This is a genomic window from Granulicella aggregans (assembly GCF_025685565.1).
In the GTDB taxonomy this organism is placed as follows: Bacteria; Acidobacteriota; Terriglobia; order Terriglobales; family Acidobacteriaceae; genus Edaphobacter; species Edaphobacter aggregans_B.
This window is the reverse complement of the sequence record NZ_JAGSYE010000006.1, coordinates 159,495-182,478: the sequence shown is the minus strand read 5'-3', so window position 1 is coordinate 182,478 and position 22,984 is coordinate 159,495. Positions and strand designations below refer to the sequence as shown.

10 protein-coding genes and 1 tRNA gene are annotated in these 22,984 nt (G+C 57.7%); 2 read left to right on the top strand and 9 right to left on the bottom strand.

Features of this window, described 5'->3' with window-relative positions; translation table 11 throughout:
* Window positions 1-362 precede the first annotated feature (362 nt).
* From tal to OHL18_RS22145, 4 genes are all read right to left on the bottom strand, one after another.
* Window positions 363-1,436: a transaldolase gene (gene tal, locus OHL18_RS22160; protein WP_263377060.1), complete on the bottom strand. Its 1,074-nt coding sequence runs from the start codon at window positions 1,434-1,436 to the stop codon at window positions 363-365.
* Between the two features lie 317 nt (window positions 1,437-1,753).
* Window positions 1,754-2,233 (bottom strand): cupin domain-containing protein, encoded by a 480-nt coding sequence (locus OHL18_RS22155; RefSeq protein ID WP_263377059.1) that lies wholly within the window; start codon window positions 2,231-2,233, stop codon window positions 1,754-1,756.
* A gap of 868 nt (window positions 2,234-3,101) precedes the next feature.
* A complete protein-coding gene (locus tag OHL18_RS22150) occupies window positions 3,102-3,539 on the bottom strand; it encodes a VOC family protein (protein WP_263377058.1) in 438 nt (145 codons plus the stop codon).
* A gap of 263 nt (window positions 3,540-3,802) precedes the next feature.
* Window positions 3,803-5,275: a tetratricopeptide repeat protein gene (locus OHL18_RS22145; protein ID WP_263377057.1), complete on the bottom strand. Its 1,473-nt coding sequence runs from the start codon at window positions 5,273-5,275 to the stop codon at window positions 3,803-3,805.
* Between the two features lie 397 nt (window positions 5,276-5,672).
* Here OHL18_RS22145 and OHL18_RS22140 point away from each other — a divergent pair, with 397 nt between their 5' ends.
* Window positions 5,673-17,552, top strand: coding sequence for an MBG domain-containing protein (locus tag OHL18_RS22140; RefSeq protein WP_263377056.1), 11,880 nt, complete (start codon window positions 5,673-5,675; stop codon window positions 17,550-17,552).
* 108 nt (window positions 17,553-17,660) lie between these two features.
* On the opposite strand, the gene OHL18_RS22135 is transcribed toward OHL18_RS22140, so the two are convergent.
* Both OHL18_RS22135 and OHL18_RS22130 read right to left on the bottom strand, forming a co-directional pair.
* Window positions 17,661-18,785 carry a hypothetical protein gene (locus OHL18_RS22135; protein ID WP_263377055.1) on the bottom strand — a complete coding sequence of 375 codons (1,125 nt, stop codon included), beginning with the start codon at window positions 18,783-18,785 and terminating at the stop codon, window positions 17,661-17,663.
* A gap of 65 nt (window positions 18,786-18,850) precedes the next feature.
* Complete coding sequence (locus OHL18_RS22130) at window positions 18,851-19,090, bottom strand: hypothetical protein (RefSeq protein ID WP_263377054.1); 240 nt, start codon at window positions 19,088-19,090, stop codon at window positions 18,851-18,853.
* 930 nt (window positions 19,091-20,020) lie between these two features.
* Between OHL18_RS22130 and OHL18_RS22125 the strand changes: the two genes are divergently transcribed.
* Window positions 20,021-20,734 carry a hypothetical protein gene (locus OHL18_RS22125; protein WP_263377053.1) on the top strand — a complete coding sequence of 238 codons (714 nt, stop codon included), beginning with the start codon at window positions 20,021-20,023 and terminating at the stop codon, window positions 20,732-20,734.
* Between the two features lie 400 nt (window positions 20,735-21,134).
* Here OHL18_RS22125 and OHL18_RS22120 read toward each other — a convergent pair.
* The 3 genes from OHL18_RS22120 to OHL18_RS22110 form a co-directional block, all read right to left on the bottom strand.
* A tRNA-Lys gene (locus OHL18_RS22120) sits at window positions 21,135-21,210 on the bottom strand.
* 151 nt (window positions 21,211-21,361) lie between these two features.
* Window positions 21,362-22,216, bottom strand: coding sequence for a menaquinone biosynthesis family protein (locus OHL18_RS22115; RefSeq protein ID WP_263377052.1), 855 nt, complete (start codon window positions 22,214-22,216; stop codon window positions 21,362-21,364).
* A 125-nt stretch (window positions 22,217-22,341) separates the two neighbouring features.
* A complete protein-coding gene (locus OHL18_RS22110; RefSeq protein WP_263377051.1) occupies window positions 22,342-22,953 on the bottom strand; it encodes a biotin transporter BioY in 612 nt (203 codons plus the stop codon).
* Window positions 22,954-22,984: the final 31 nt, after the last annotated feature.

The window sequence follows — 22,984 nt, the reverse complement described above, 5'->3', positions numbered from 1 at the left end:
CCGATCACCGGCACAGTTTGAACGCTTGCGGCTATCGTATCGACCGCTAAGGGAGGCGTTGCGGGTGGCGCAGCCTTGCGACATCCGGCGATCAGTAAGAGATAAAGAGTCGCCGTAATTAGCTGACAGGTTCGACATTTCACGCTTCGCATCGGGCCCCTTCGCGGTCAACCGATAGAGCCGCAGCTTTAGAGTCCCATTGCTTGGGCGATGGGTCTGGTCAAATTAGCTCAACAAGAAGCGAGCGATTGTCGCGGGTGAGCAAATGAGCGACCATTTATTCATAGGAGCGCACAGCGCTATTTTCTACTTTGAGAAGCGGCGGTCGCAGAGCTACAGCGTTCTCACTAGCGTGAATGCCCTTATGCTGCTTTGAGCGTTTGTCCTCTGGACTCGATGCATGACATCAGATCAGTCCATGACTCAACGAAGGATGCAGCTGCTTCAACCTGAAGCTGAGCCGCCAGATCATCTATGTCGATGCCAGCCTCGCCGTACTTGGCGAGTACATCCTTATACTGTGCCGGACTGCTCGCGCTGACCGCTCCATGTTCAGCAAGGGCGTTGAGAGTCTTCTCCGGCATTGTGTTGACAGTAAAGGGCGCGGCAAGCGCTTCGACGTACAGCGTGTCTGAAGCCCTAGGATCCTTCGTTCCGGTGCTGGCAAAGAGCAGCCGTTGCGATCGTGCGCCTGAGTTGAAGGCAGCTTGCCACCTGGGTGAGGCAAGAAGGGACTGATAACTTGCAAGAGTTTCCTGCCCAACCGCGATGCCGAGCTGGTTGCGCAACGCCTGGGGTACGTTCTCAGCGACTGCAACGTCCCAACGACTCACAAAAAGTGAGGCGACAGAGCCGATATCCGCGTTCTGCCCGGCCGCGATGCGACGCTCGATCCCACGCAGGTATGCTTCAGCCGCCGCGACGTATTGGCTTGCGGAGAAAAGCAAAGTCACGTTCACGGGAACGCCTTGAAAGATTGCCTCCTCAATCGCGGGCAGCCCTTCTTTCGTGCCTGGAATCTTGATGAAGAGATTAGGCCGGGCTGCCCGCTGGTGGAGATCCACCGCCGCCGCAATAGTCTTGGACGTATCGTTGGCCAGCAGGGGAGAGACTTCAAGCGAAACCCATCCATCGACACCACTGGTAACCATGTGAATCGGGAGAAAGAGATCGGCGGCTTGTCTGAGGTCTTCGATCGCCAACTCGAAGAAGAGATCTTCGACTGCTTCGCCTTTGCGCAAGCCCCGATCGATAGCTTCGTCATAGTCATGGCTGTTCTTGATGGCATGATCGAAGATTGTAGGATTGGAGGTGAGCCCGGTAACCGACAGTTCCTTGACATAGCGGTCCAGTGTGCCGCTGCTAAGGAGGCCACGGGTAATGTTGTCAAGCCACAAGCTCTGGCCTATTTCGTGAAGTTTCTGAGTTGCTTTCATGATGTCCCCTTGCAAATGGTTGTCGTGATTCGTCCTTGTTGCTCGATAAGAGACGCATCACTCTTTCGTTTCAATGCGATCCGGATTCTGCCAATGACCGCTTGGAGGCGGTCAGCAGATCGACGGCCCTCGGTTCCCTGTGTGGCGCTCGTATGGATGGGCCGGGTGATAGTGTTTCAAGACTGGCTCGACCATAGCCTAGGCCTGTGCGCGCTCCATCTTGATGAGCGGAGAAGCAGGAAAGGGGAGCGGCCTGAACTATTAGCTCTCAGGACGCAGAGGATCGGGACCGGGCAAAATGTCCATGCCATACCGGCTCAGAAGCTCAGAGTTCGTCGCGAGGAACTCCATCGTCGGGGAACACCCTTGGGGGGAACAACGCGCTCGGGTGCCGGCATTGCCCACTCCACGACATACGCTTCGAGGCTGGCGGGCGTGTAGCCATTGAGGAATCGCACTGTTTCACTCTCCACGCGAAAAGCGTGTGGGGTATTCCGCGGGACCATGACGTAATCGCCGGTTCGCGCGGTCTTAATTTCGCCGCCGACCCAAAAGGTGATCTCGCCATCCATGATGTAATACGTCTCGTCGGACCAGGTGTGTTTGTGCGGACCTGGGCCCGAGCCCTTAGGCGCTACCTCCTCCATCAGGGAAAAGCGACCGCCTGTGTCGCTCGAATCCGCGAGGACGATCCACAATGTACCGAGCCACCAATAAGCCCGCGCAATGTCATTGTTATGAATGAAGAGTTCCGATCCAGACATCGGCGTCTGGGCATCTGGAGTGTTTGCGGTCATTGTGGCCTCTTAATAAATGGTGCGAGCACGGGTGTCTTCCGAGGGAGTGGGTCAGTCCAGCTCCTGGCCCGTCAGTTCGCCCTAGTCACTGGTATTCGAATGTTCGCAGGCATATCACGAAGGGTTCTAGCTTCGGTCGGCGCAGGAGTGACAGCTTTGGTCGGATCGCTTTCAGGGATTGGCCTTCGGTTACAGTACAAGGCTGCCCTTGAGGCGTTCCAATCAATGCCCTTCGAGCACTCGTTCCACATACCCTCGTAAAGCCATTCAAGATCTGCTAAGACCTGTTGAGGATCGGATGAGCGGCAAATATGCTCGTCGTAAAGGTAATCCTCCAGCGCGATTGGCACCTGACCGAGGATGAGAATTCGTATTCTCGGCCACTGTCTTCTGACAGTGGCGGCGACGGTCCCGAGCAGGCGCTGACCGAGACGATCACTCAGGATTGCTAGAGCGAATGCCTTTGTGTTGCGCAAGCTGAAGAGTTCGTCGAGACCGGTCGCCGGTGTGACACAGTACTTAGCTTTGGTTAGAAGGAGGGCTTTTGCGCTGAGTACACCGCTGTCCGGCTCCACCGCCAGAATGCCTCGCCAGGGTGCAACCTCAGCGACTGCAGCCGCAGTATGACGTTGTGCCAAGATGGTCGCGGAATGAAAGGTTGGGACAGCCAGAGTTGCCATGAGATCACCAGTTCAGATGCACTGCCGAGTATGCACCGCGCCGAAGAAGCATGGCTGTTTCATTTAGCTCACCCTCGCCTCACCGTTGCCAAATGCCGTCACGCAAGCTCTTGGCTATGCCTGAGCGCTTGCTGAGTTCCGGATTGCCGCATCCAGACCTCAGCGGTTGTCACTTACTTGGGGTGGGTCTACTTAACCCATGTGCTGACTTCGATAGTCACACCGCCCGGTGGAATGGAGTAGAAGCCATAGGCGGATGGGCCGCCACGCTGGATCATATCGGGTGCGGGTGCCTCGAAGTCGGCAGCTCGGATTGCGGCGTGGAGTTGGTTGACATCTTCGCGTGTTGGAACGATGAAGCCTGTGTGGAATCCGGGAGGGTATTGATCGCCGACGACGAGATGCTTTTCTTGCAGGAGGATGATCTCGAAGCCTTCGTCGTTGATGAGCCATGAAAGCTCGCCATTGCCGAAGACGCCGACTTGGCGGAAGGAGAAGACCTCCATGAAGAAGCGGCTGAGGTCCGCGACATTTCTTCCCGCTCGGTCAGCGTGAGCGTACGCTGCGACCAGCGAAGGACCGGCGGAGCAATCCCGCTGTGCTTCGCGCTGGTCGCTCCGGGCCACGTTTCACCAGAGGCAACAGCGGGTACCGAAGCAGTACAAACGAAGGACAAAGAATGGCCGTATCAGAGGCCCAAGGGGAAACAACCATGAGCAGACCTAAGATGCTGACGGCCTCGACCCAGGCTGGGCATTCGCGTAGCAGAAATGTCGTTCTTGAATCCGGGATCGTTGCGGACGCCCCGTGCTTTTGGGACCTCATCCAGAACCCGCGATAGTCATCGGACGGACGTCGTGAACTGCGAAGTGTGCGTCTCGGCAAAAACTCAGTACGGACCGGAGGCGGCACGAAGTTGTGCATTGACGGGGACAATCGGCGAGGACTGGCGCATGAGTTCAAGTTCGGAAGCTGATGGATACCTGAGTTTCCGCATCAGTTCCTGGAACCGGGGCTCGTCTTTCAGAGTTCTCAGATCCGCGTGCGACCCGCACTCAAGCACAAAGCTATCGTGTACCTCATAAGCCTCTTCCAGCAATTGCAATGCCTCCTGCCTCCGCCCCATTGCGATACAGGTCTTCGCCAGATCAGTCGCTGACACCTTGCCTTGCAGGTAATACTCTCTTTGCTTTGCGTATAAGCTCTTTAACAATCCGCGCTCGCCGCCTCGATCGAACCCGGTCTGCGCCGATGCCATGATGTCCCTCAGCACCTTGTCATTCGTGGTCTCCGCCACCTTCTTTCCTTCGGCCAGATAGCTCGGAAAGTCCCTCAACTCCATGCTGATTCCCATGAGTTGAAAATGAGGAGACCGAAACCCAGGGGCCGACAGCTCCACCTCCCTAAGCAGGTCCAGACCTTCCTGCCTTCTGCCGGCGTGAAACAACATGACGCCCTTGTCGGCCATAAGGCTGTTCGATGAGGGGTCCAGCTCCTGTGCCTTCTCCATCTCGGCGAGGCTGTCTTGAAAGCGCCCTTGTTCCACGATGGCGTTTGCGTACCACTTGTGCGCGGTAGGATCTTTCGGATCCAGCTCGATCGCGCGACGAAACTCCCTTTCCGCGTCGATAAAATTCCACATCCCGTAGTACTCGGCGAAGGCGAGCGCACGATGCGCCTCGGCAAGCGAGTCGTCGAGTGCGATTGCCTTCTTTGCCGCAACGATCGAGCGCGTGTAAGCCTCGCTGTCCGGCATAGTCGAGTACTCTCGCAGCAGGTTATAGGTGTCGGCCATCCCAACATATGCCAGGGCATAGCTCGGATCATGAACGAGCGCCTGCGTGAAATCGTCCAAAGCCCGGTTGAGACTCTCTGGCGTCCGCTGATTCCACTCGTAGCGGCCTTTAAGGTAGAGGTCATGGGCCTGTCTTTTGTCCGAATCGGATACCGGTGAAGCCTCCGCGCCGGTCGCTGGGCTGCCCGTCACGGCCTGGGGAGACGCGGCCTTCGAAGTCGACAAACTGCGATGATGGAGCGCGGCCATTCTGACCCCGGCACCGGCAACTAAGGCCAGAACCAGACCTGCCAGTGATAATGTCCAACTCCGTCTCAGTCCGGTTCGAACCCGCAGCCCTTCCATCGGCAGCCTAACGGACTCAAACAGATTATCTTCCGGAATTTCCGCAGGCTCCGCTGCGGAGGTCGAGCCGGGCGAATCGTCAGCCTCCTGGGAAGCTTCCTTGGCGGCCTCCGGATCTTGCGCGACGCGCGACTTAAGCCATTCATCCAGTTCGGCGGTATAAGCGTAGATTGTGGCTCGACCGGCACCCGGTACGCGATGGATCGGCAGCCCCCGCTCCACGTCCCAGCGCTTTACCGTCCTCTCTCCCCTTCCAAGATGGGACGCAACGTCTTTCCATCCATCTAGGCGCTTGCCAGTGGGCCCCAATTCCGCTTTAGTCACTTCCTTTGTAGGCGATCGCATACATTTGCAGTGAAATCTTTACGATTGGCACAAGATGGCCCGATCCGGCCCGATGGGGCACTTGCTCCAGCCGCCCCTCGCCATGATTATCGCCTCTAGCTTAGTAGGCTGCAATGCCTTGGTTGGGCCACCGCCGTTGTATTTCGCGATATCGACTTAGAGCTGCCGCTCGGCGCCACAAAGCTCCGCTCCAGCTACAGAATCTGCGAGCGTGGTCAAGCTGGTGTATTCAGACAACGCCCGGAATTGACGCAAAAGAATCAGGGAGCTCACCGTGTTCTGCTTTATCCAAAATCAGCTTCGCTTCGGCAACCGCGTAACTCGCTCTTTCAACGTCAAGACGTTGGTTGCTCTGATGACCGTTCTCTTCCTTGGGTTTACCATGCATGGGTTCGCCCAGTCGCCGTCCGGCAACGTGGTCGTCAGTACCTCCACCACCTGGCCGACCGGCACCTATCAAGTGACCAGCCTGACGGTAAACAGCGGAGCCACGCTTACAGTGGGCGGCGGCTCCAGCATCACGGCCAGCGGCGCGGTCCTGGTCACAGCAAGCTCAAACATCGTTCTGCAGAGCATCAACAACACCGCACAGGTGAGCGGCAAGTGGCAGGGCTCTGGTGTCATCATCACCGCCGCCTCGGTTGAAGTGGATAGCGGCAGTTCGATCAATGCCGACGGCCAGGGCTATGTGGCCAACGCCGGGCCCGGCGGAGCTCCTGTGGGTTCGAGCGACGGCGGCTCGTATGGCGGTCTGGGCGCGGTCCAGCAATATCCGATAGCTCCCGCGTCGCCCATATATGGGTCCGCGACCGCTCCGATCGATCTCGGCTCCGGAGGCGACTTTGGCTCAGGCAATGGTGCCGGCGGCGCGGGCGGCGGCGCGGTCCATCTTGTGGTCTCGGGGATACTCACGAACAATGGCACTATCTCGGCGGCCGGTGCCAACCCGTCCGGCATCGGTGGAGAAGGTTCAGGCGGCTCCGTCTACGTACAGACCGCGACGCTCGCAGGCTCAGGAAGCATCTCCGCGAACGGCGGCAGCGGCCAGCAGAATGGCGCCTTCGGCGGCGGCGGCGGTAGGGTCGCCGTCTATTACAACGCCGCGACGAGTCCGTTTACCGGCTTCGCCGCTTCGACAGCGAGCGGCGGCAACGGGTCCTTCAGCCCAGGCGCGAACGGCACCGCCGGATTCTTCGACACGTCCACAACAGACGCCGGGCTGACCGTCTATCAAAACTTCGTAATCCCAGCTGGTACGACGGTCAGCTACAACTCCGTTACGGTGCAGACTGGCGCACTGCTGACCATCGGAGGCGGTTCCACGATCAATGTGGACACCGCGTTGAAGGTCACCGGAACTATCGTCGCGCAGGCGATCAACAACAGCGCAGAAGTCAATGGGGCATGGGCCGGTGCGGGCGTAACCTTCAATGCCGCCTCGGTTCAGGTCGATGCCAGCGGCTCAATCAACGCGGACGCGCAGGGCTACATCGTAAACGCCGGCCCCGGCGGCGCTCCAGTGGGTTCAGGCGATGGTGCCTCGTATGGCGGTCTGGGCGCAACTGGCAATGGATCGACCCCCGCAGTACCTTCTCCTGTCTATGGCTCCGCAACCGCACCGGTCGACCTCGGCTCGGGCGGCGACTCGAACCCGAGCCAGGCGAGTACCGGCGGAGCAGGCGGCGGCGCGATCCATCTCGTTGTGTCTGGAACCATCACCAACAATGGGATAATTTCGGTAAATGGAGTCAACACCAATGGCACCGGGGTCGGAGGCGGCTCTGGCGGATCGTTGTATCTACAAACAGGCGCGTTGGCGGGCAGCGGAACCATCGTGGCCAATGGCGGCAGCGGCGAGCAGAACGGCGCCTACGGCGGCGGCGGTGGCCGCATTGCTGTTTACTTCGCCACCAATAACGGCTTTAGTCTCGCCAACATAACAGCCAACGGCGGCGGCGGCTCCCTTTCGGGCGCGCCGGGGACCGTCTACACCCTTGGAGCAAACACAAACCTTACCGTCTCCGACAACGTCGTCCTGCCGGCAAACTCGACCCTGAACTACAGCAGCATCGCCGTCAACAATGCGGGCTCACTCACTCTGGGGTCTGGCACCACGCTCACGGCGAACAGCATCTCGGTATCGAACGGTTCCACCTTCAACGTGGGCGGCGGTTCCACCCTGACAGTGAGCGGCGCAGTCGTGGTCACGGGCAATTCAAGCATCGTCTTCGAGAGCATCAACAACACTGCGCAGGTGAATGGAACAGCGCGGGGCGCCGGTGCAACCCTGACCGCCGGATCCGTAGAGGTGGATGCAGGCAGCTCCATCAACGCCGACACGCAGGGATATGCTCCGACCGCGGGCCCGGGTGGAACTCCGCTGGGAACCAACCCGGGCGCTTCGTATGGCGGACTCGGCGGGGCTCCGAACGGCTACCAGCCTCCTCCGACCTATGGCCTGGCGGTCGCGCCCACCGATCTCGGTTCCGGCGGCAGTTCGACCAACGGCACTGTGAACGGCAGCGCCGGAGGATCGGGCGGCGGTGCCGTTCGCCTGATCGTTCTCGGAACCTTGACGAATAACGGCACCATCTCCTCCAACGGACAAGGTCCGGGTAGCGCAAACAATCAGGCCAGCGGCGGCTCGGGCGGTTCTGTCTTACTTCAGACCGCAACACTCACCGGCTCCGGCACTATCGTGGCAAGCGGCGGCGTCGGCTACTATGGCGGCGGCGGTGGTGGTGGCAGAGTTGCCGTCTATTACACGACAGACAGCGGCTTCAATGTCACGCAGGTCACAGCACCCGGAGGCGGCGGAGGCACGGGCGGAGCAAATGGCTCGACCGTCTTCACAAACACACCCGCCTTTGCATGGATTTCGCCAGTTGGCAGCGTGCTTCACGGCACAGAGACACTGGGATGGTTCGCGGGAGCGGTAGACCCCACCACGACCACGGTCAAGCTCGTTGCCTCCGGCCCGGATGTCGAAACGCTCGCATCGGGACTCAACGCGAACGCCAGCCTGTCCCTCGACACAACCACGCTCGCCAACGGCCGGTACGAGTTCCGGCTCATCTTCTACGACGCGAATGGAAACGATATTCAGGAAGTCCCGCGCACGTTTGTCATCAACAACAGCCTTAATTGGCATGCGGGCATCATTTCGGCCAACCAGGAGTGGTCGGCGAGTCAGGTCCAGGGAATCGACGGCGCAGTCATCATTCCTTCCGGAGTCACCGTAACGATCGATCCCGGGACCATCGTGAAGGCCACTCCCGGCGCACAGATCATCGTGCAGAGCGGCGGAACTCTGAACGCCCTCGGCGGCGGTTCGAATCCTGTCATCTTCACCACCTTCGACGACAGCAGCGTAGGCGGCGATACGGACTTTACCGGCGGACTGACCTTACCTACCGCGGGTGAATGGAAGGGAATCCTTGTCCAGACTGGCGGCCAGTTTAACTCCAATGCAAACACTGAGATTCTGTACGTTGAATTTTCGCTGACCGGGTCGCTCGTCAATCAGACCCTGCTGAACGACCAGACCTACCAGGTAAATGAGACCCTGACCGTCCCCACCGGGTCGACGCTCACCATCCAGCCCGGAACGGTGATCAAGTTCGCCGCGAATGCCGGCATCAATGTGCAGACGGGCGCCACGCTGGTTGCCAACGGAACTCTCGCCCAGCCAATCTACTTCACCTCACTCAACGACAGCTCGGTTGGCGGCAACACCAGCGGCAGCGCACAGGCACCCGCGCCCGGCGACTGGTCGACCATCCTGATCGATGGCGCTACCGCGACCTTCAACCATGTTTATTTCCTCTACGGCGGCGGTCCGCAAAGCAGCAGCAGCCTCCTTGGCATGATCCAGACCAGCGACGCCGCCAATGTCACGATCTCGAACAGCGTCATCAGCCAGTCCTTCTACAACGGAATACTCACCGGCTCTCCCCATGCTGGCGGCACGTTGACGCTGGACAGTTCAGTTGTCTCCGGCGTTCAAGATCGCGGCATCAATGCACAGGTCGGCTCGACGGTGAATGTGACCAACGATACGTTCGACGCGAACAACGCCGGGATCCAGGTCCACGGCGGAACCGTAAACGTCGCCAACACGATCATCAGCAATACGATCGGGACACAGTTCGGCGGCATCGATGTAGGCGGCACGCTAAATATTAGCTACTCCGACGTATGGACGAGCGCTGCGGGCGTGCCGAACTATAGCGGCATCGCCGATCCGACCGGCACCAACGGCAACATCTCCGCAAATCCTGTCTACGTCAATCAGTCTCAGGGCGACTACCGCCTCAACTTCGGCTCTCCGGCCCTCGACGCCGCGAACGGAGCGGTCTCGCCGCTTACCGATGCTCTCGGCGACCCACGCTACAACGATCCTCGCGTCCAGACCCGGACAGGAGTTCCCGACGCCAACGGCCACTATCCCGACATGGGTGCCTTCGAGTACGTCGAATCGGCGGCTTCGGACATCGACCTTACCGTTCCCTCGGTCTCCGGGCCGGCAACGGCAATCACCGGAACACAGGTGCAGTTGACCTGGACGGACACCAACACCGGCTCGGGCACCGCGCAGGGCCCTTGGCACGACGCTATCTATCTCGTTCAGGACCCCGATACCAATCCCGTCGCTATCTATGCCGGAGACGTGCTTGTCGCCAGCGGCGTGACCCTCGGACCCGGCGCGAGCGTCGTCTCGAGCGGCACGATTCGGGTTCCCGGCACTACAGTCGGCAACCATCGCTGGGAGGTGAAGGCCAACGATCGCGGCGAGGTCTTCGTCGGTCAGAACTCCGCGAACGCGACCGGGATCTCGCTGAATGAAGTCGCGATCGATCTGCCTGAACTCGTGGTCGATAGCCCGGCCACCAGCAACACCTTCGCGTCCACCGGTCAATCCGCCTGGTACAAGCTCACTCCCGGTGCGAACAAGGCGGTGGAAGTCACCCTGGATCTCACCGGAGCTTCAGGAGCGGTTCAACTGTTTGTCGGCCAGGGCTACTTGCCCACGCCGCAACACTACGACTTCCAGCAGATACAGTTCAACTCGACCACTGCAAGCCTCGTTATTCCAAGCACCTCAAGCCAGACCTATTATGTAACCGCCTACGCACAGTTATTGACGACCAGCCCTGCCCTATTCACCCTTGCAGCCACCACGATAAAGTTCTCCCTCACGTCGGTCTCGCCAAACGCGATCATCAACAGCGGATCGCAGACGCTGACGTTCGTGGGCGGCGGCTTCCAAAGCAACGCAACATACCAGTTGGTTGCGCCCGGCGGCCAGACATATACAGCAACTTCAGTCTTCCTGACCGACGCATCCCACGCCGCCGCCACTTTTGCCGCGAGTGGACTGGCCAATGGAATCTATGGCGCACAAGTCATGGAGAACGGAACTACTGTGTCACTGAGCAATGCAGTCGCGGTGGGTGCCAACTCTTCCGGATCAAGCTCCAGCGTGGGAGGCCAGATACAGGTCAACTTATCGACACCGTTTGAGTACCGCGTAGGTTTCCCCTTCGAGGCAACGCTGAACTACACGAATGTCAGCAGCTCCGACTTGCCGGCACCGATGATCCTGGTCTCCGCGACCGGTGCGACACTGTCTCAAATTCCGCCGCCATGCTCCGGCTGCAACGCGAACTTCCCGTTGATGTACCAAAGCCAAAATAGCTCCACATCCCTGCTTGTCCTTGGGATCAGCAACCAGGGGCCCGCCGGCGTGCTCCCGGCAGGTGCCTCGGGAAGTATCCCCTTGCTCGTCACGGCCGCATTCTCTTCGAATGTCACCTTCACCACGCAGGTCGTAAGCACGGCAAACCCTGATCCGCTGATCGGATACACGGTCAGCGACAAGGATTGCCCTGCATCAGGGTGCCCCGTCTCTCTTTCCGTCAAAGCCATCGCAAAGCGTCGCGCTTCTGCCTCACAAAACGGTTCAACGGCCCCGACAGAGACCGATATAGGGAATTTCCCTGACGCTACCGCTTTCTGCAGCGTGTTCCTGCCGGCATTTACAAGTGCTGCGGGGTTCTCGCGGACCTGCATGCAACTTCTCGTCGGATCTGGCTATCAGGCGGATCCAACTACCGTAGTTGCGCCGTACGAATACCTCAATCTCGATGGCCGCAACATTAATAGCCTGTTGGCTGCGGACGCGACTGCATTGAGCAGCCAGGGGATATACGAATCCGATGGCAGCCGCCTGTTCCAGTTCGAGCTTCAAAACGACGGCCTTAGTGTCTTCAACCAGCGGTACCACCAGGGGGCCTTTGGTTTCGGGACCAGCCACGCCTTCGATATCACAGGAGAGATCTACAACCGAACACCTGTCGTCCACTATCCGGACGGGAGTACAAGATCCTTTCCGACACCAGACCCGAGTAAGTCGAACCAGTATCTCGGATCTATTGGGGACTATGGTGTTCTCACAGTTAACACCGACGGAAGCTGGACGCTCACCGAAAGAAGCGGGACCGTCTACGACCTGGTCCCCGATACCCAGAATACGGCCACAGCGCGCCAAGTACTTAACTACATCCAGGATCTGAATGGCAATCGGATCACGCTGACGTATACCAACGACCTGGTCACGAGCGCAGTCGATAACTTCGGCAACACCATCGCCTTTGCCTACGACTCCCTTGGTCATATCCTTCAGGCGACCGATCCGGTGGGTAGAGTCACGACCTATACCTACGATACAAAGACCGATTCGCTCCACTCAACCTTCCTTACCTCCGTAACGAATTCTGCCGGCACCACCTCGTTCACATGGAACGAGGGCGGCCCATCCGGAGTCGGCTACATCGCCGACAGTTGCGTATCGACCTACTGCGAGCCTGCGATCGGGGTCAACACCATCGCCTATCCCGATGGCACCCACACTTATTTCACGTACGATGCGCTGGGGCGTCTTGCCACCCAGTACCAGGACGGAAACGCTCAGACGCTCACCTACAAATACGTTGCGGGGGGAGTCGTTACGCTGACCGACGCCGACGGCAACACAGTGCAGGCTTCAACCGACGTGAATGGAAACATATCGCAATACACCGATCCGCTTGGGTCGGTGACAAACCTTTCATACGACCCAGAGAGCAAGTTCACAGGCCTGGCTGGTCCACTCGGGACGACCCTGTCGTTCGGATACGACTCACTGGGCAATGTGGCATCGCTTGTCGATCCACTTGGCAACCAGCAGAACTACTCCTCGACCGCGTATAACAAGCTTCAATCCTTCACGGACGCCGCGGGAAATGCAACGAGCGCAACGTATGACAGCAGTTACAACCAGACTGGCTTAGTCTATCCGGACAACAGCAGTGTACAGGCCACATACGACGGCCATGGAAACGTGACCAGCGTGACTAACCGTCGTGGACACACAACGACCTATACCTACAACTCGGTCAATCTGCTTACGAGCAAGACCTACGCCAACGGCTCCCAGGTCAGCTATACCTACGACGCTCACCGAAACCTACTCACTTCGACCGCCTCGAACGGAACGACCTCTTTTGCCTATGACACTGCCGATCGTTTGACGCAGATCACTTATCCCGGCGGACAAACCATCCAGTACACATACAACACCGGCGGTCAGCGGACCAGCATGTCCGATTCGACTGGCTTCTCGGTCAACTACAGCTACGACGCGGCAGGCAGGCTCTCACAGCTTACCAACAGCGGCGGTGCGTCCATCGTCGCCTATACCTACGACGCCGCGGGTAATTTGACAAAGAAGAGCATGGGGAACGGCACGTCCACGACGTTCGCCTACGATGCAAACGGCAACCCGCTCCACCTCATCAACTATGGCGCAACCGGATCCGTGCTGAGCGAGTTCGACTATACCTACGATTCCCTCGGCAGAACGGCCACAGCCAAGGCGCCAGCCGGAACTTCAAGCTATGCCTACGACGCAGACGGCGAGATATCATCCGATAACACTCCGAACGGAGTTATACCGTACACCTACGACGTCAATGGAAACTGGACGAACGCCTCCGGCACCGCGTACAGCGTCAACAACCTGAACGAGTACACTACAGCCGGAACAACAGCATACGCCTACGACCCCGACGGTAACCTCATATCAGGTGCTGGGGTCAACTATACCTACGACGATGAGAACCGGCTCATCGGCATGACCAGCGCCACGGATACATGGACGTATCAGTACGATGGTTTGGGGAGCCGGATCTCGGCGACGCATAACGGAACGGTAACTCAGTATGTAAACGATCTTTCAGGTCTAGGTAACGTCGAGGCTGAGTTGAACGGCAGCGGCCAGCTTGTCTCTCACTACACCTACGGCCTCGACCTGACCAGTTCCGTGCCAGCCAGCGGTTCCGCTGCGTATTATGCCTTCGATGGCGCGGGTAACACGGCACAGATGACGAGCGCCTCCGGTAGCGTTGTCAATAGCTACAGCTATCTGCCATTCGGCCAGAAACTCACCAGCGTCACAGGCGTGGCCAATCCCTTCACCTTCGTTGGTGAGTACGGCGTGATGGATGAGGGCAGCGGTCTCTACTTTATGCGAAACCGCTGGTATGATCCGGCGCTCGGTCGGTTCGTTCAGCAGGATCCGATTGGTTTTGCTGGCGGAACAAATCTCTATAGCTACTCAGGAAATAGCCCACTCACCTACTCAGATCCAGTTGGTACGTGCCCCACGAAGGCAGACGTAATTGATGCCGGGAATCATGCGCTTAATGCGCTGTCCGGGACTGGCGTGGTAGCTGGCATTGCAGGTAACGTGTCGACGATCTTTAGCCTCGCACAAGACATACATAACGGAGACGCAACAAGCGCCGCCAAAGACAGCGCATCGATCCTAGCGCGCACCCTGTCGCTGGCACCTGCAGAGACAATAGCCGCAACAGAGTTCGTCGGTATCAAGCTATTGCAAAAAGCTCCCGCAGCTCTTGCCAAGGCCGTGCCATTGCTGGGCCAGATAGGAATTCTTGACGAGGCCAGCCAGGCTGGCTTCAATGGAGCCGCAGCCCTCTATTATTACTCGCCATTCCAATTCGACCCCCATGACGACCCAACCGTCTGCAACAACGTAACTCCTGCACCGCGCACTGAAATGCCGATAGACGTACCCGTCGACAAACTTTTGAATGGGCAAATTACCATCACGGATATGACTTCAGGCGGGACATCCAAGGATCCCAACGGCAAGCTGACCTCCGGCTTTGGCGATCAAGGCTTTGTTCCGCCGAGCACGCCAATTCTGTACACCATTTACTTCGAGAACCAGCCAACTGCCACGGCCCCCGCAGAGAAGGTGACCGTCACCGATCCGCTGGCCCCCAATCTCGACTGGTCGACCGTGCAGCTGAGCCAGATCCAGTTCAATAACGTCACCATCAACGTCCCGGCGGGTCAGCAGACCTACAGCGGCCAGGTGAGCGTAGGCACCGATCCGAACCCGGTAAGCGTGAACGCCGCGCTGAACCCCAGCACGGGAGTCCTCTCCTGGACGATGCAATCGGTGAACCCCACCACCGGTGGCCTGCCCTCCGACCCGCTCGCCGGGTTCCTGCCGCCCAACAATGCCAGCAACCAGGGCACCGGATACGTCACCTTCACCGTAAAGCCGAAGAGCGGACTGTCTAACGGCACAGCGATCACGAACCAGGCCACGATCGTCTTCGACGCGAACGCGGCGATCAGCACGAACACAGTCACGAACACGATCGATTCGGTCGATCCCACCAGCAGTGTAGGAGCATTACCCGCAACGACAACCTCGCCGTCGTTCACCGTCACCTGGACCGGAAGCGATCCTGCGGGTGCTGGAATCGCCAGCTACAACATCTATGTATCAATTAACAATGGCGCCTACTCAGTCTGGCTGTCTTCCACAACCGCGACTTCGGCGACTTACAGCGGCGTTGCCGGTCTCACCTACTCCTTCTATTCGATCGCGACAGATAATGCAGGAAACATACAGCTGGCCCCAGGACCAATCCAGACGACGACAACTGCTCAGGCGCTAGCATCGCAGACGATCACCTTCGGCACCCTGGCGAACCAAACTTATGGCGTGGCCGCAATTTCGCTCACCGCCACGGCAAGCTCGGGACTTCCAGTGGCCTACACGGTGACCGGACCCGCTACCGTGTCTGGCTCAACGTTGACGATCACCGGAGCCGGCCTTGTGACGATAACCGCCTCACAAGCGGGCAACAATACCTATGCCGCCGCCACTTCGGTGTCGCAGAGCTTCACGATTGCCAAGGCTGCTTTGACCGCGACCGCGACAAACGTGACCAGATTATATGGCGCTGCAAACCCTGCTCTCACGTACAGCCTTGCCGGCTTCGTCAACGGCGATACCACTGCGGTCGTCTCCGGCTCGGCTACGCTCTCGACCACGGCGACAACGACCTCGGCTCCAGGGCCCTACCCGATCACCTTCGCGACCGAAGCACTCGCCGCGACAAACTACACCTTCAACTATGTAGCAGGTGTGTTGACCGTCTCCGGCGGGGCTTACCAGACGATAACCTTCAGTGCTTTGTTGAACCAGACGTATGGGACTGCTCCGCTCACGCTCGCAGCGACCGCAAGCTCCGGTCTTCCCGTGAGCTATAGAGTGAACGGACCTGCGACGATCTCAGGCTCGATATTGACGGTCACCGGCGCGGGGCTTGTGACGGTAACGGCGTCGCAGGCCGGCAACGCGGACTACGCGGCAGCCACTCCCGTCTCGCAGAGCTTCACAGTGGCCAAGGCTGTGTTGACGGCAACAGCCGCATCGTTGTCACGGATCTATGGGGTGGCGAACCCTGCGTTGACTTATTCCGTCGCCGGATTCGTGAACGGCGATACAAGTGCTATTGTCTCTGGCTCCGCCACTTTGAGCACGACTGCTTCTGCCACTTCGCCCGCTGGCACTTATCCGATCACCTTCACGACCGAGGCCCTGGCCGCTACAAATTACAGTTTCAAGTACGTGGCAGGAGTGCTGACCATCTCTGGCGGGGCTTCCCAAGCGATCACCTTTGGTACTCTTGCTGGAAAGACATACGGAGTGGCTCCGCTTACCTTGACAGCAACGGCCAGCTCGGGTCTGCCGGTGAGCTATACAACGACCGGCCCGGCGACGATATCGGGTTCGACGTTGACGATCACCGGTGCGGGTCTGGTGATAGTAACCGCCTCGCAGGCTGGCAACACGGACTACGCGGCGGCCATGCCTGTCTCGCAGAGCTTGACGGTTGCAAAGGCTGTTTTGACCGCGACGGCGGCGAGCGTATCAAGGCCTTATGGTGCGGCGAATCCGGCTCTGACTTACTCCGTGGCCGGATTCGTGAATGGAGATAACAATTCGGTGGTCTCAGGCTCGGCGGCCCCGACCACGACGGCGACGGCTACATCGGCTCCAGGAACGTACCCGATCACCTTCGCAACCGAGGGCCTGGTCGCAGCCAACTACAGCTTCGCCTACGTGGCTGGAACGCTGACGGTCTCATCTGGCACGCTTGTCATCGCTCCATCCTCCGGGAACTTCGGCAGCATCACGGTTGGCAGGATTAGTCCGGTGATCTCGTTTACCGTCACGAACAATACGACTTCGACGATGGGCTATCTCGGATACACCAATCTTGGGGAGTTCTACCTTCAGCCGGGGACCTGCCATTTGGTAAACGGGGAACCAATGCTGAATCCCGGCAAGAGCTGTGTCTTCACCGCCGTCTTCAAGCCGACGAAGCCGGGACCTGTCAGCGGATCCCTTTCGATTCAGACGTCATCGGGCACCTTCACCGTCCCGATGACTGGAACGGGTTCGACGCTTTTGATTGCTCCATCCTCCGGGAACTTCGGCATCATTACTGTGGGAAAGACCAGTCCAGTGATTTCATTTACCGTCACAAACGATACGACTACAACGATGGGATATCTGGGTTACGCGAACCTTGGAGAGTTCTATCTTCAACCGGGGACGTGCCATCTGGTGAATGGCGAACCCATGCTGAATCCGGGCCAAAGCTGCGTCTTCACCGCGGTCTTCAAGCCGACCAAACCGGGATCTGTCAGCGGCAGCCTATCGATTCAGACATCCTCGGGGACCTTCAACATTCCAATGATGGGAACAGGACTGACGCCGTGATTGCGCCGTCGAGATTCAAGAGATCATTCGAGATCTCGGATTGACCTCAATCGTATTTTTCTGATCTACCTCTATAGGGGCCTCGCATCATGGTGAGGCTTGCTTAGGCTAGTTGAGTGCATTGGAGAGCCTCTCGAGAGCGCCGGAACAGCTTCCCATGTGTAGAGGATTGGTGAAGCAGTCAGTTTCAATCTCTCTTCGAATAGCAACGAAATCTGCACCGGTATCAAGCCATGGATTATCAATGTAGGTCAGTAGATTCCTTATCTGTGGGCGGAAAAGCATGAACCCACCATCTTTCGCTGCCTGTATTGCTTCGGCCATAGCCGATCTCGATGTTGGGCTGGAATCAACGATGCTCGCCGCTTCAGCCGGCGTTTTCCCGAATTTCTCCACTAAGTCATCGCGTTGTGCATTCCTTCGGGTGGTGTCGTACATTTTCAAAGCTGCCGCGTCTTTTTGTCCCTGATCCCTAATTTGCGCGACTAAAGTTGCGATCTGCTGACGCAGGAGAGATTTAAGCCTACCTTCGACGTTAGCGACGTGCGCTTCGGTATCGGTGTTGTTAGATCGCACTGTGTGCAAAAACATCAACACTTTTGCTTCGTGGGACATGAGCAAAGACGGATTGATACTCTCTAGAATGGTAAGAGCGTTGATGACACCACTACGATTGGATGTCTGGGTGCTGGCTGTGTCTATAAGGTCTTCAACTAGCTTGTCGTCATTTGACCAGACGCGAATTAATTCCGCTACGGCCTTCCGGTTTCTGTCGCTGTTATCGCTGAAGCAATCGGCGATCAACGGCGAGAGCCGACTATCTAACACAGTTCGGGCAGCCCTTTGCACGGTAGGTTCAGCAGAGTCTAGCGACACAATTTGGAGAAGACGAGAGCTCTCTTCTGGAAGAGCGTACTGAACGGCTTCAATTGCCAATAATTTCTTTTGGCGCGAGCCGCTCGAAAGTGCATCCATGAACGTTGAGATCAGTTGCGCTTGGCTAATTCGAGCCTGAAGTGCTGCGAACTCTTTTTGTTGAGTTTCGACGCGGCGAGTGTTTTCAAGCGCCATCCGTTGTGACGCTTGGTTGTACCAGAATCCAGCAAGTCCGATGGACAGTGGGATAAGCATAGCGCCGATGATCTGAGCCTTATCCCACCAGTCTTTGGGTTTGCCCTTCAGCCTTTCATAGTCTTTTTCGAGTGTGGCGATGCGCTCTTCAATATCTGCCATGGCGTTGGATTCTAACACTCGACGATAGCTCGCATAGGTTCAAGGTGACGGGGCGGCCAGATTGTTTAGAGGTGCAGTCTTCTGTACTGCTCTGTCGTCAGATTGAGCCAAGCTGAACCCCTTCCGAGGCTGATGCCGTGCTCAATCGCCTGCCTATCTGCCAGCACCTTACCAGCCCCACCACGCAAGGCTATCTCGATCACCTTGATGGAGTCCTGGAAGATCATCTTGCGGGGCAGGGGAGTCTTCAGATCCGCTTCAAGGAACGTGACCCTCCAGCCTTCCGGCATCAGCATGAAGTGCATGTAGACCCTGCGTCGGGGTTCACACCGTTCGCAGTAGCGTTCCCTAAATCTGGCGGGCGGGGATTCCAGCGGCACCTTGCAGGAGCAACATATGCGTCCCGACTCTCGCATCCGGGTTGTCGATGCTCGCTCCCCGCCCATGTGCAGAGTTTAGGCGAAGGCAAGGCGAAAGTCATCCACACGCTTGAAATACGCCCCGTCAGCCGGATATCACTGCCAAATGCGTATCTTGTTGCCAAGCGAAATATCGTCTAGCTCTGCTGTGAATACTGGGTATACTCTAGCCGGATCGCTCAGTCACACTACGAAGGCGAATACACGTGTCTCCCGAGGAGCCTGATGAGAACTAGCGTGGGTTTTTTCTTGTCCATGACTTTCCTTGGTCTGATCCTATTGTTCATAGGGTTCAACCAGCTAGTTGGGCCCGATCCCGATCCAGTGGGGGGGCTGGATAGGCACAATTTATGGCGTTCTGAGTTTGACGTTTGTTTTGGCCATCTTTAGTAAGGAGTTTCAGAGTGCGCACCCCGACTTGTTCGCATTAGGTGAACTGCTAATTGGAGTCGGCATTTGTATCGTGAACATCAGAGCAATCCATCAAGTGAGCCCCGTCACTTTTTACAGCGTCCTCTCGGCTGGTGTTCTGTCCTGCCTCAAAGGGATGAAGGATCTCCTTGGATGAGCGACTCTCTTGAGGTCGGTTCAATACTCACCCAGCACACGGGAGATTCTTCATGGCCGGTCCTAACGACTGCAATCAGGCAGGCACCGAGATAGACCATGTTGCGGTTGACGCGGGGCAGGCTGGCGTTGGGATCAAACATGATAGGGTTTAGGCAAATAAAAGGAGAACACGACAGAGTGCAGATTTGCGATCGTGATCTATATATTGCTTTACATTAGGTAAAGTCCAGCCTAATGTACGAGATCATGCAAACCGACTGGAAGAGCATTGCCGCCGTCCTAGCGCCGCTCTTGGCTGCGGTTGTCACTGCAGGTGCAACTTTTGTAGGGACAGTGATTGCCCTGCTCTTTGCTTGGTTCAAAGAACGCGGCGAAAGCACAAAGCGGTCTCAAGTCATCAGAGAGGCCACGGACCGTGTACTTTTCTGGAAAGCTTGGCAGGAACTCAGGATAGCCACCGCTAACGATGATGATCTAGATAGCATTCGCGCCAAGGTTCGCGAGGAACTTGATTTGGTTCGGGCCGGTTTTGAGCAACGCATCCATATACCGTCGAGACCCAACTCGTTGATGCGACGGCTGCTCTTGCTGTACAAACCGTACAACGAACAAGTTTGGTTGCTGCGGGCGGCTTTTTACGCGTTATTAGTCTTTGCAATACCGGGTGGCGTCATCCTGGGTCGAATTTGCATCGGGGCACAGGGCGACGCTATCGACCATTTTGGCCCCATGATTGTCATCCATAATCAGCCGATCCCCAATCACCTGACCTGGGCCTACATCGAACAATCTCTTGACTTTCCAGCCGTTGCAGGGCTGATTACCATTATCTCGGCGTTGGGATTGTTTTGGCTGCTCTTGATGACGGGATACATCCTCATGGTACTTCTAGTCCGATGGATCGCGCTTGATCTGGATAAGGATTCGATTTCGGAGCAGCTCGTCAAATTGCTTTCTTAAACCAAATCAATCATCGATAAAGATAACGCGTCAAGAGTAGTAAGTTCGAGCCGAGGCGAGAAATGAAGAACGCCCACTTCGGTCAAGAGAGCAAGGCGGCTTTGACGCCCACGCAGTCTCATAAATATGCTGATTTGTGAACAGCGCAAGGATCGAACTCGCGACCGGTCGATTGGAAGTTCACAAAGCTAGACAGGCCGCCGATTGAGCACAGCCATCGCATTCCGAAGACTCGAATGAGTCATGTGGGAATAGCAGGCAGCCATCGCAATCGACTTGTGACCGCGTGCTTCCGTGCGGCGACAGGCAACGACAGCATCAGAAGCGAGAACAACCACTGAAACCCAACAGCCACTTGAACAGCCACTGGACAGATTTTCTTGCTTGAAAGGGCTGTAAGTGGTGGACGCGGTAGGGATCGAACCTACGACCAGTCGATTAAGAGTCGAATGCTCTACCAACTGAGCTACGCGTCCACTTTGGAGGGAGTCCTTCAGAAGTTCAAGGACATTTGCGGTAAAGGCCTGCTGATCGGGAAGACTCAGGACTCATGTACCGAACCAACTACATAAGAATAACACATGGGGCGGACGGAATCTCTCCCGATCCGGCCCCGATTGTTGAGATTTAGCCTATGAACTGTACGTCGGTCTTGACCGGAATGATGCCGCGCTCATATCCCAGTTCCAGCAGCTTACGGATGGCCAGACGCCCATCTTCGCCGTAGTCGAGCGTGCGCTCGTTCACGTACATACCGACGAATCGGTTCGCGAGATTCGTATCCAGATCACGGGCGAATTGCATGGCGTATTCCAGAGCTTCATCGCGATGATCGAGCGCGTGCTGAATGCTGTCGCGTAGCGCGTTCGTGGTGGTCAGCATTACCTCATCTCCGAGCGAACGCCGAATCGCGTTGCCGCCAAGAGGGAGGGGAAGTCCGGTCTCCTCTCGCCACCACTGACCCAGGTCGAGCACCTTCTGCAGTCCTTCGATCGCGTAGGTGAGTTGACCCTCGTGAATAATCAGCCCGGCGTCAAACTCGCCGGCAAGGACTGCGGGAATGATCTTATCGAAGGGAACGGTGACGGTTTCGATCTCCGGTGCAAAGAGCTTCAACGCGAGATAGGCGGTCGTCAGCGTTCCGGGTACAGCGATCTTGACCTTGCGGATCTCATCGAGGGAGAACTTCCGGCTGGCCACAATCATGGGGCCGTAGCCATCGCCGACGCTGCCGCCGCAGGCCATCAGCGCGTACTTCTCCTGCATGAAAGGGTAGGCGTGGAACGAGATCGCCGTGACATCGTAGAAAGCCTCGTTGATGGCGAGATGGTTGAGCGTCTCGATGTCCTGCAGCTTGTGGGTGAACTTGAATCCTGGCACACGGACCTTATTGGTTGCCAGGCCGTAGAACATAAAGGCGTCATCGGAATCAGGGCTGTGCGCGATGCTGATCTCTTGAATTGAGGTGCTTGATGCAGTCATTTACAGATCTTCCTTATCCACGCCCGGAGGAGCGCCGTCGCGTGGGCCATGCAAGTTGTGCGGTGTCGGAGGTGCGGCAGATCCAGGCGTTCTCAATTGGCTGGATCTGCCAGAGGTGTGGGAAGTTAAGAGCGCAGCCAACGCCGGGTTGAGCCGAAGATCATCGCAGCGGCGACCACCTTGGCCGCTGCTCCAAACATGAAGGGAGCGATCGCGACATGCCACGCTGAAGAGGCGCTGAGATAGTGCGAGTGGGCAAGCCAGGTCGCTCCGAAGCCGAGGATGATTGCCGTGGCGCCGGTCCCCGCCATGACTGCCGCGGTGAAGGAAGACATTCCGGAGCGGCTAAGTCTTGAAGCTGCCCCGGCGATGACAGCCGCGAAGGGATAGGCGAAGAGGTAGCCGCCCGTCGGGCCAAAGAGTTGGGCCGTACCGCCAAGGCCCATCGGACTGAAGACCGGCAATCCAGCCGCGCCTTCGAGGAGGTAGAGCATGAGGGCAGAGAAGGCGGCCGTAGGTCCAAGCGCCATGCCAACCAGCAACACTGCGAAGTCCGACATCGTAAGCGGCACGGGGGTGAACGGAAGAGGCAGGGAAATATGCGCTCCCGCAGCGATCAATGCCGTGGCACCGACGACCACAAAGATCTTTCCAGGCAGAGTCTGGCTTAGGGACTCGAGAAGCGGCAGCGCCGGTCGACCGTTAGGCCCAAGCGATTCGGATGTTGCAGAGTGCATGTTGTCCTCTTTCTTCGTGACTTGTAGCCGT

Bases quoted from the DNA above. Each gene is read 5' to 3' on its own strand.
- tal (WP_263377060.1), bottom strand. From the start codon at position 1,436: ATGAAAGCAACTCAGAAACTTCACGAAATAGGCCAGAGCTTGTGGCTT.
- OHL18_RS22155 (WP_263377059.1), bottom strand. From the start codon at position 2,233: ATGACCGCAAACACTCCAGATGCCCAGACGCCGATGTCTGGATCGGAA.
- OHL18_RS22135 (WP_263377055.1), bottom strand. From the start codon at position 18,785: ATGGCAGATATTGAAGAGCGCATCGCCACACTCGAAAAAGACTATGAA.
- OHL18_RS22130 (WP_263377054.1), bottom strand. From the start codon at position 19,090: ATGCACTTCATGCTGATGCCGGAAGGCTGGAGGGTCACGTTCCTTGAA.
- OHL18_RS22125 (WP_263377053.1), top strand. From the start codon at position 20,021: ATGCAAACCGACTGGAAGAGCATTGCCGCCGTCCTAGCGCCGCTCTTG.
- OHL18_RS22115 (WP_263377052.1), bottom strand. From the start codon at position 22,216: ATGACTGCATCAAGCACCTCAATTCAAGAGATCAGCATCGCGCACAGC.
- OHL18_RS22110 (WP_263377051.1), bottom strand. From the start codon at position 22,953: ATGCACTCTGCAACATCCGAATCGCTTGGGCCTAACGGTCGACCGGCG.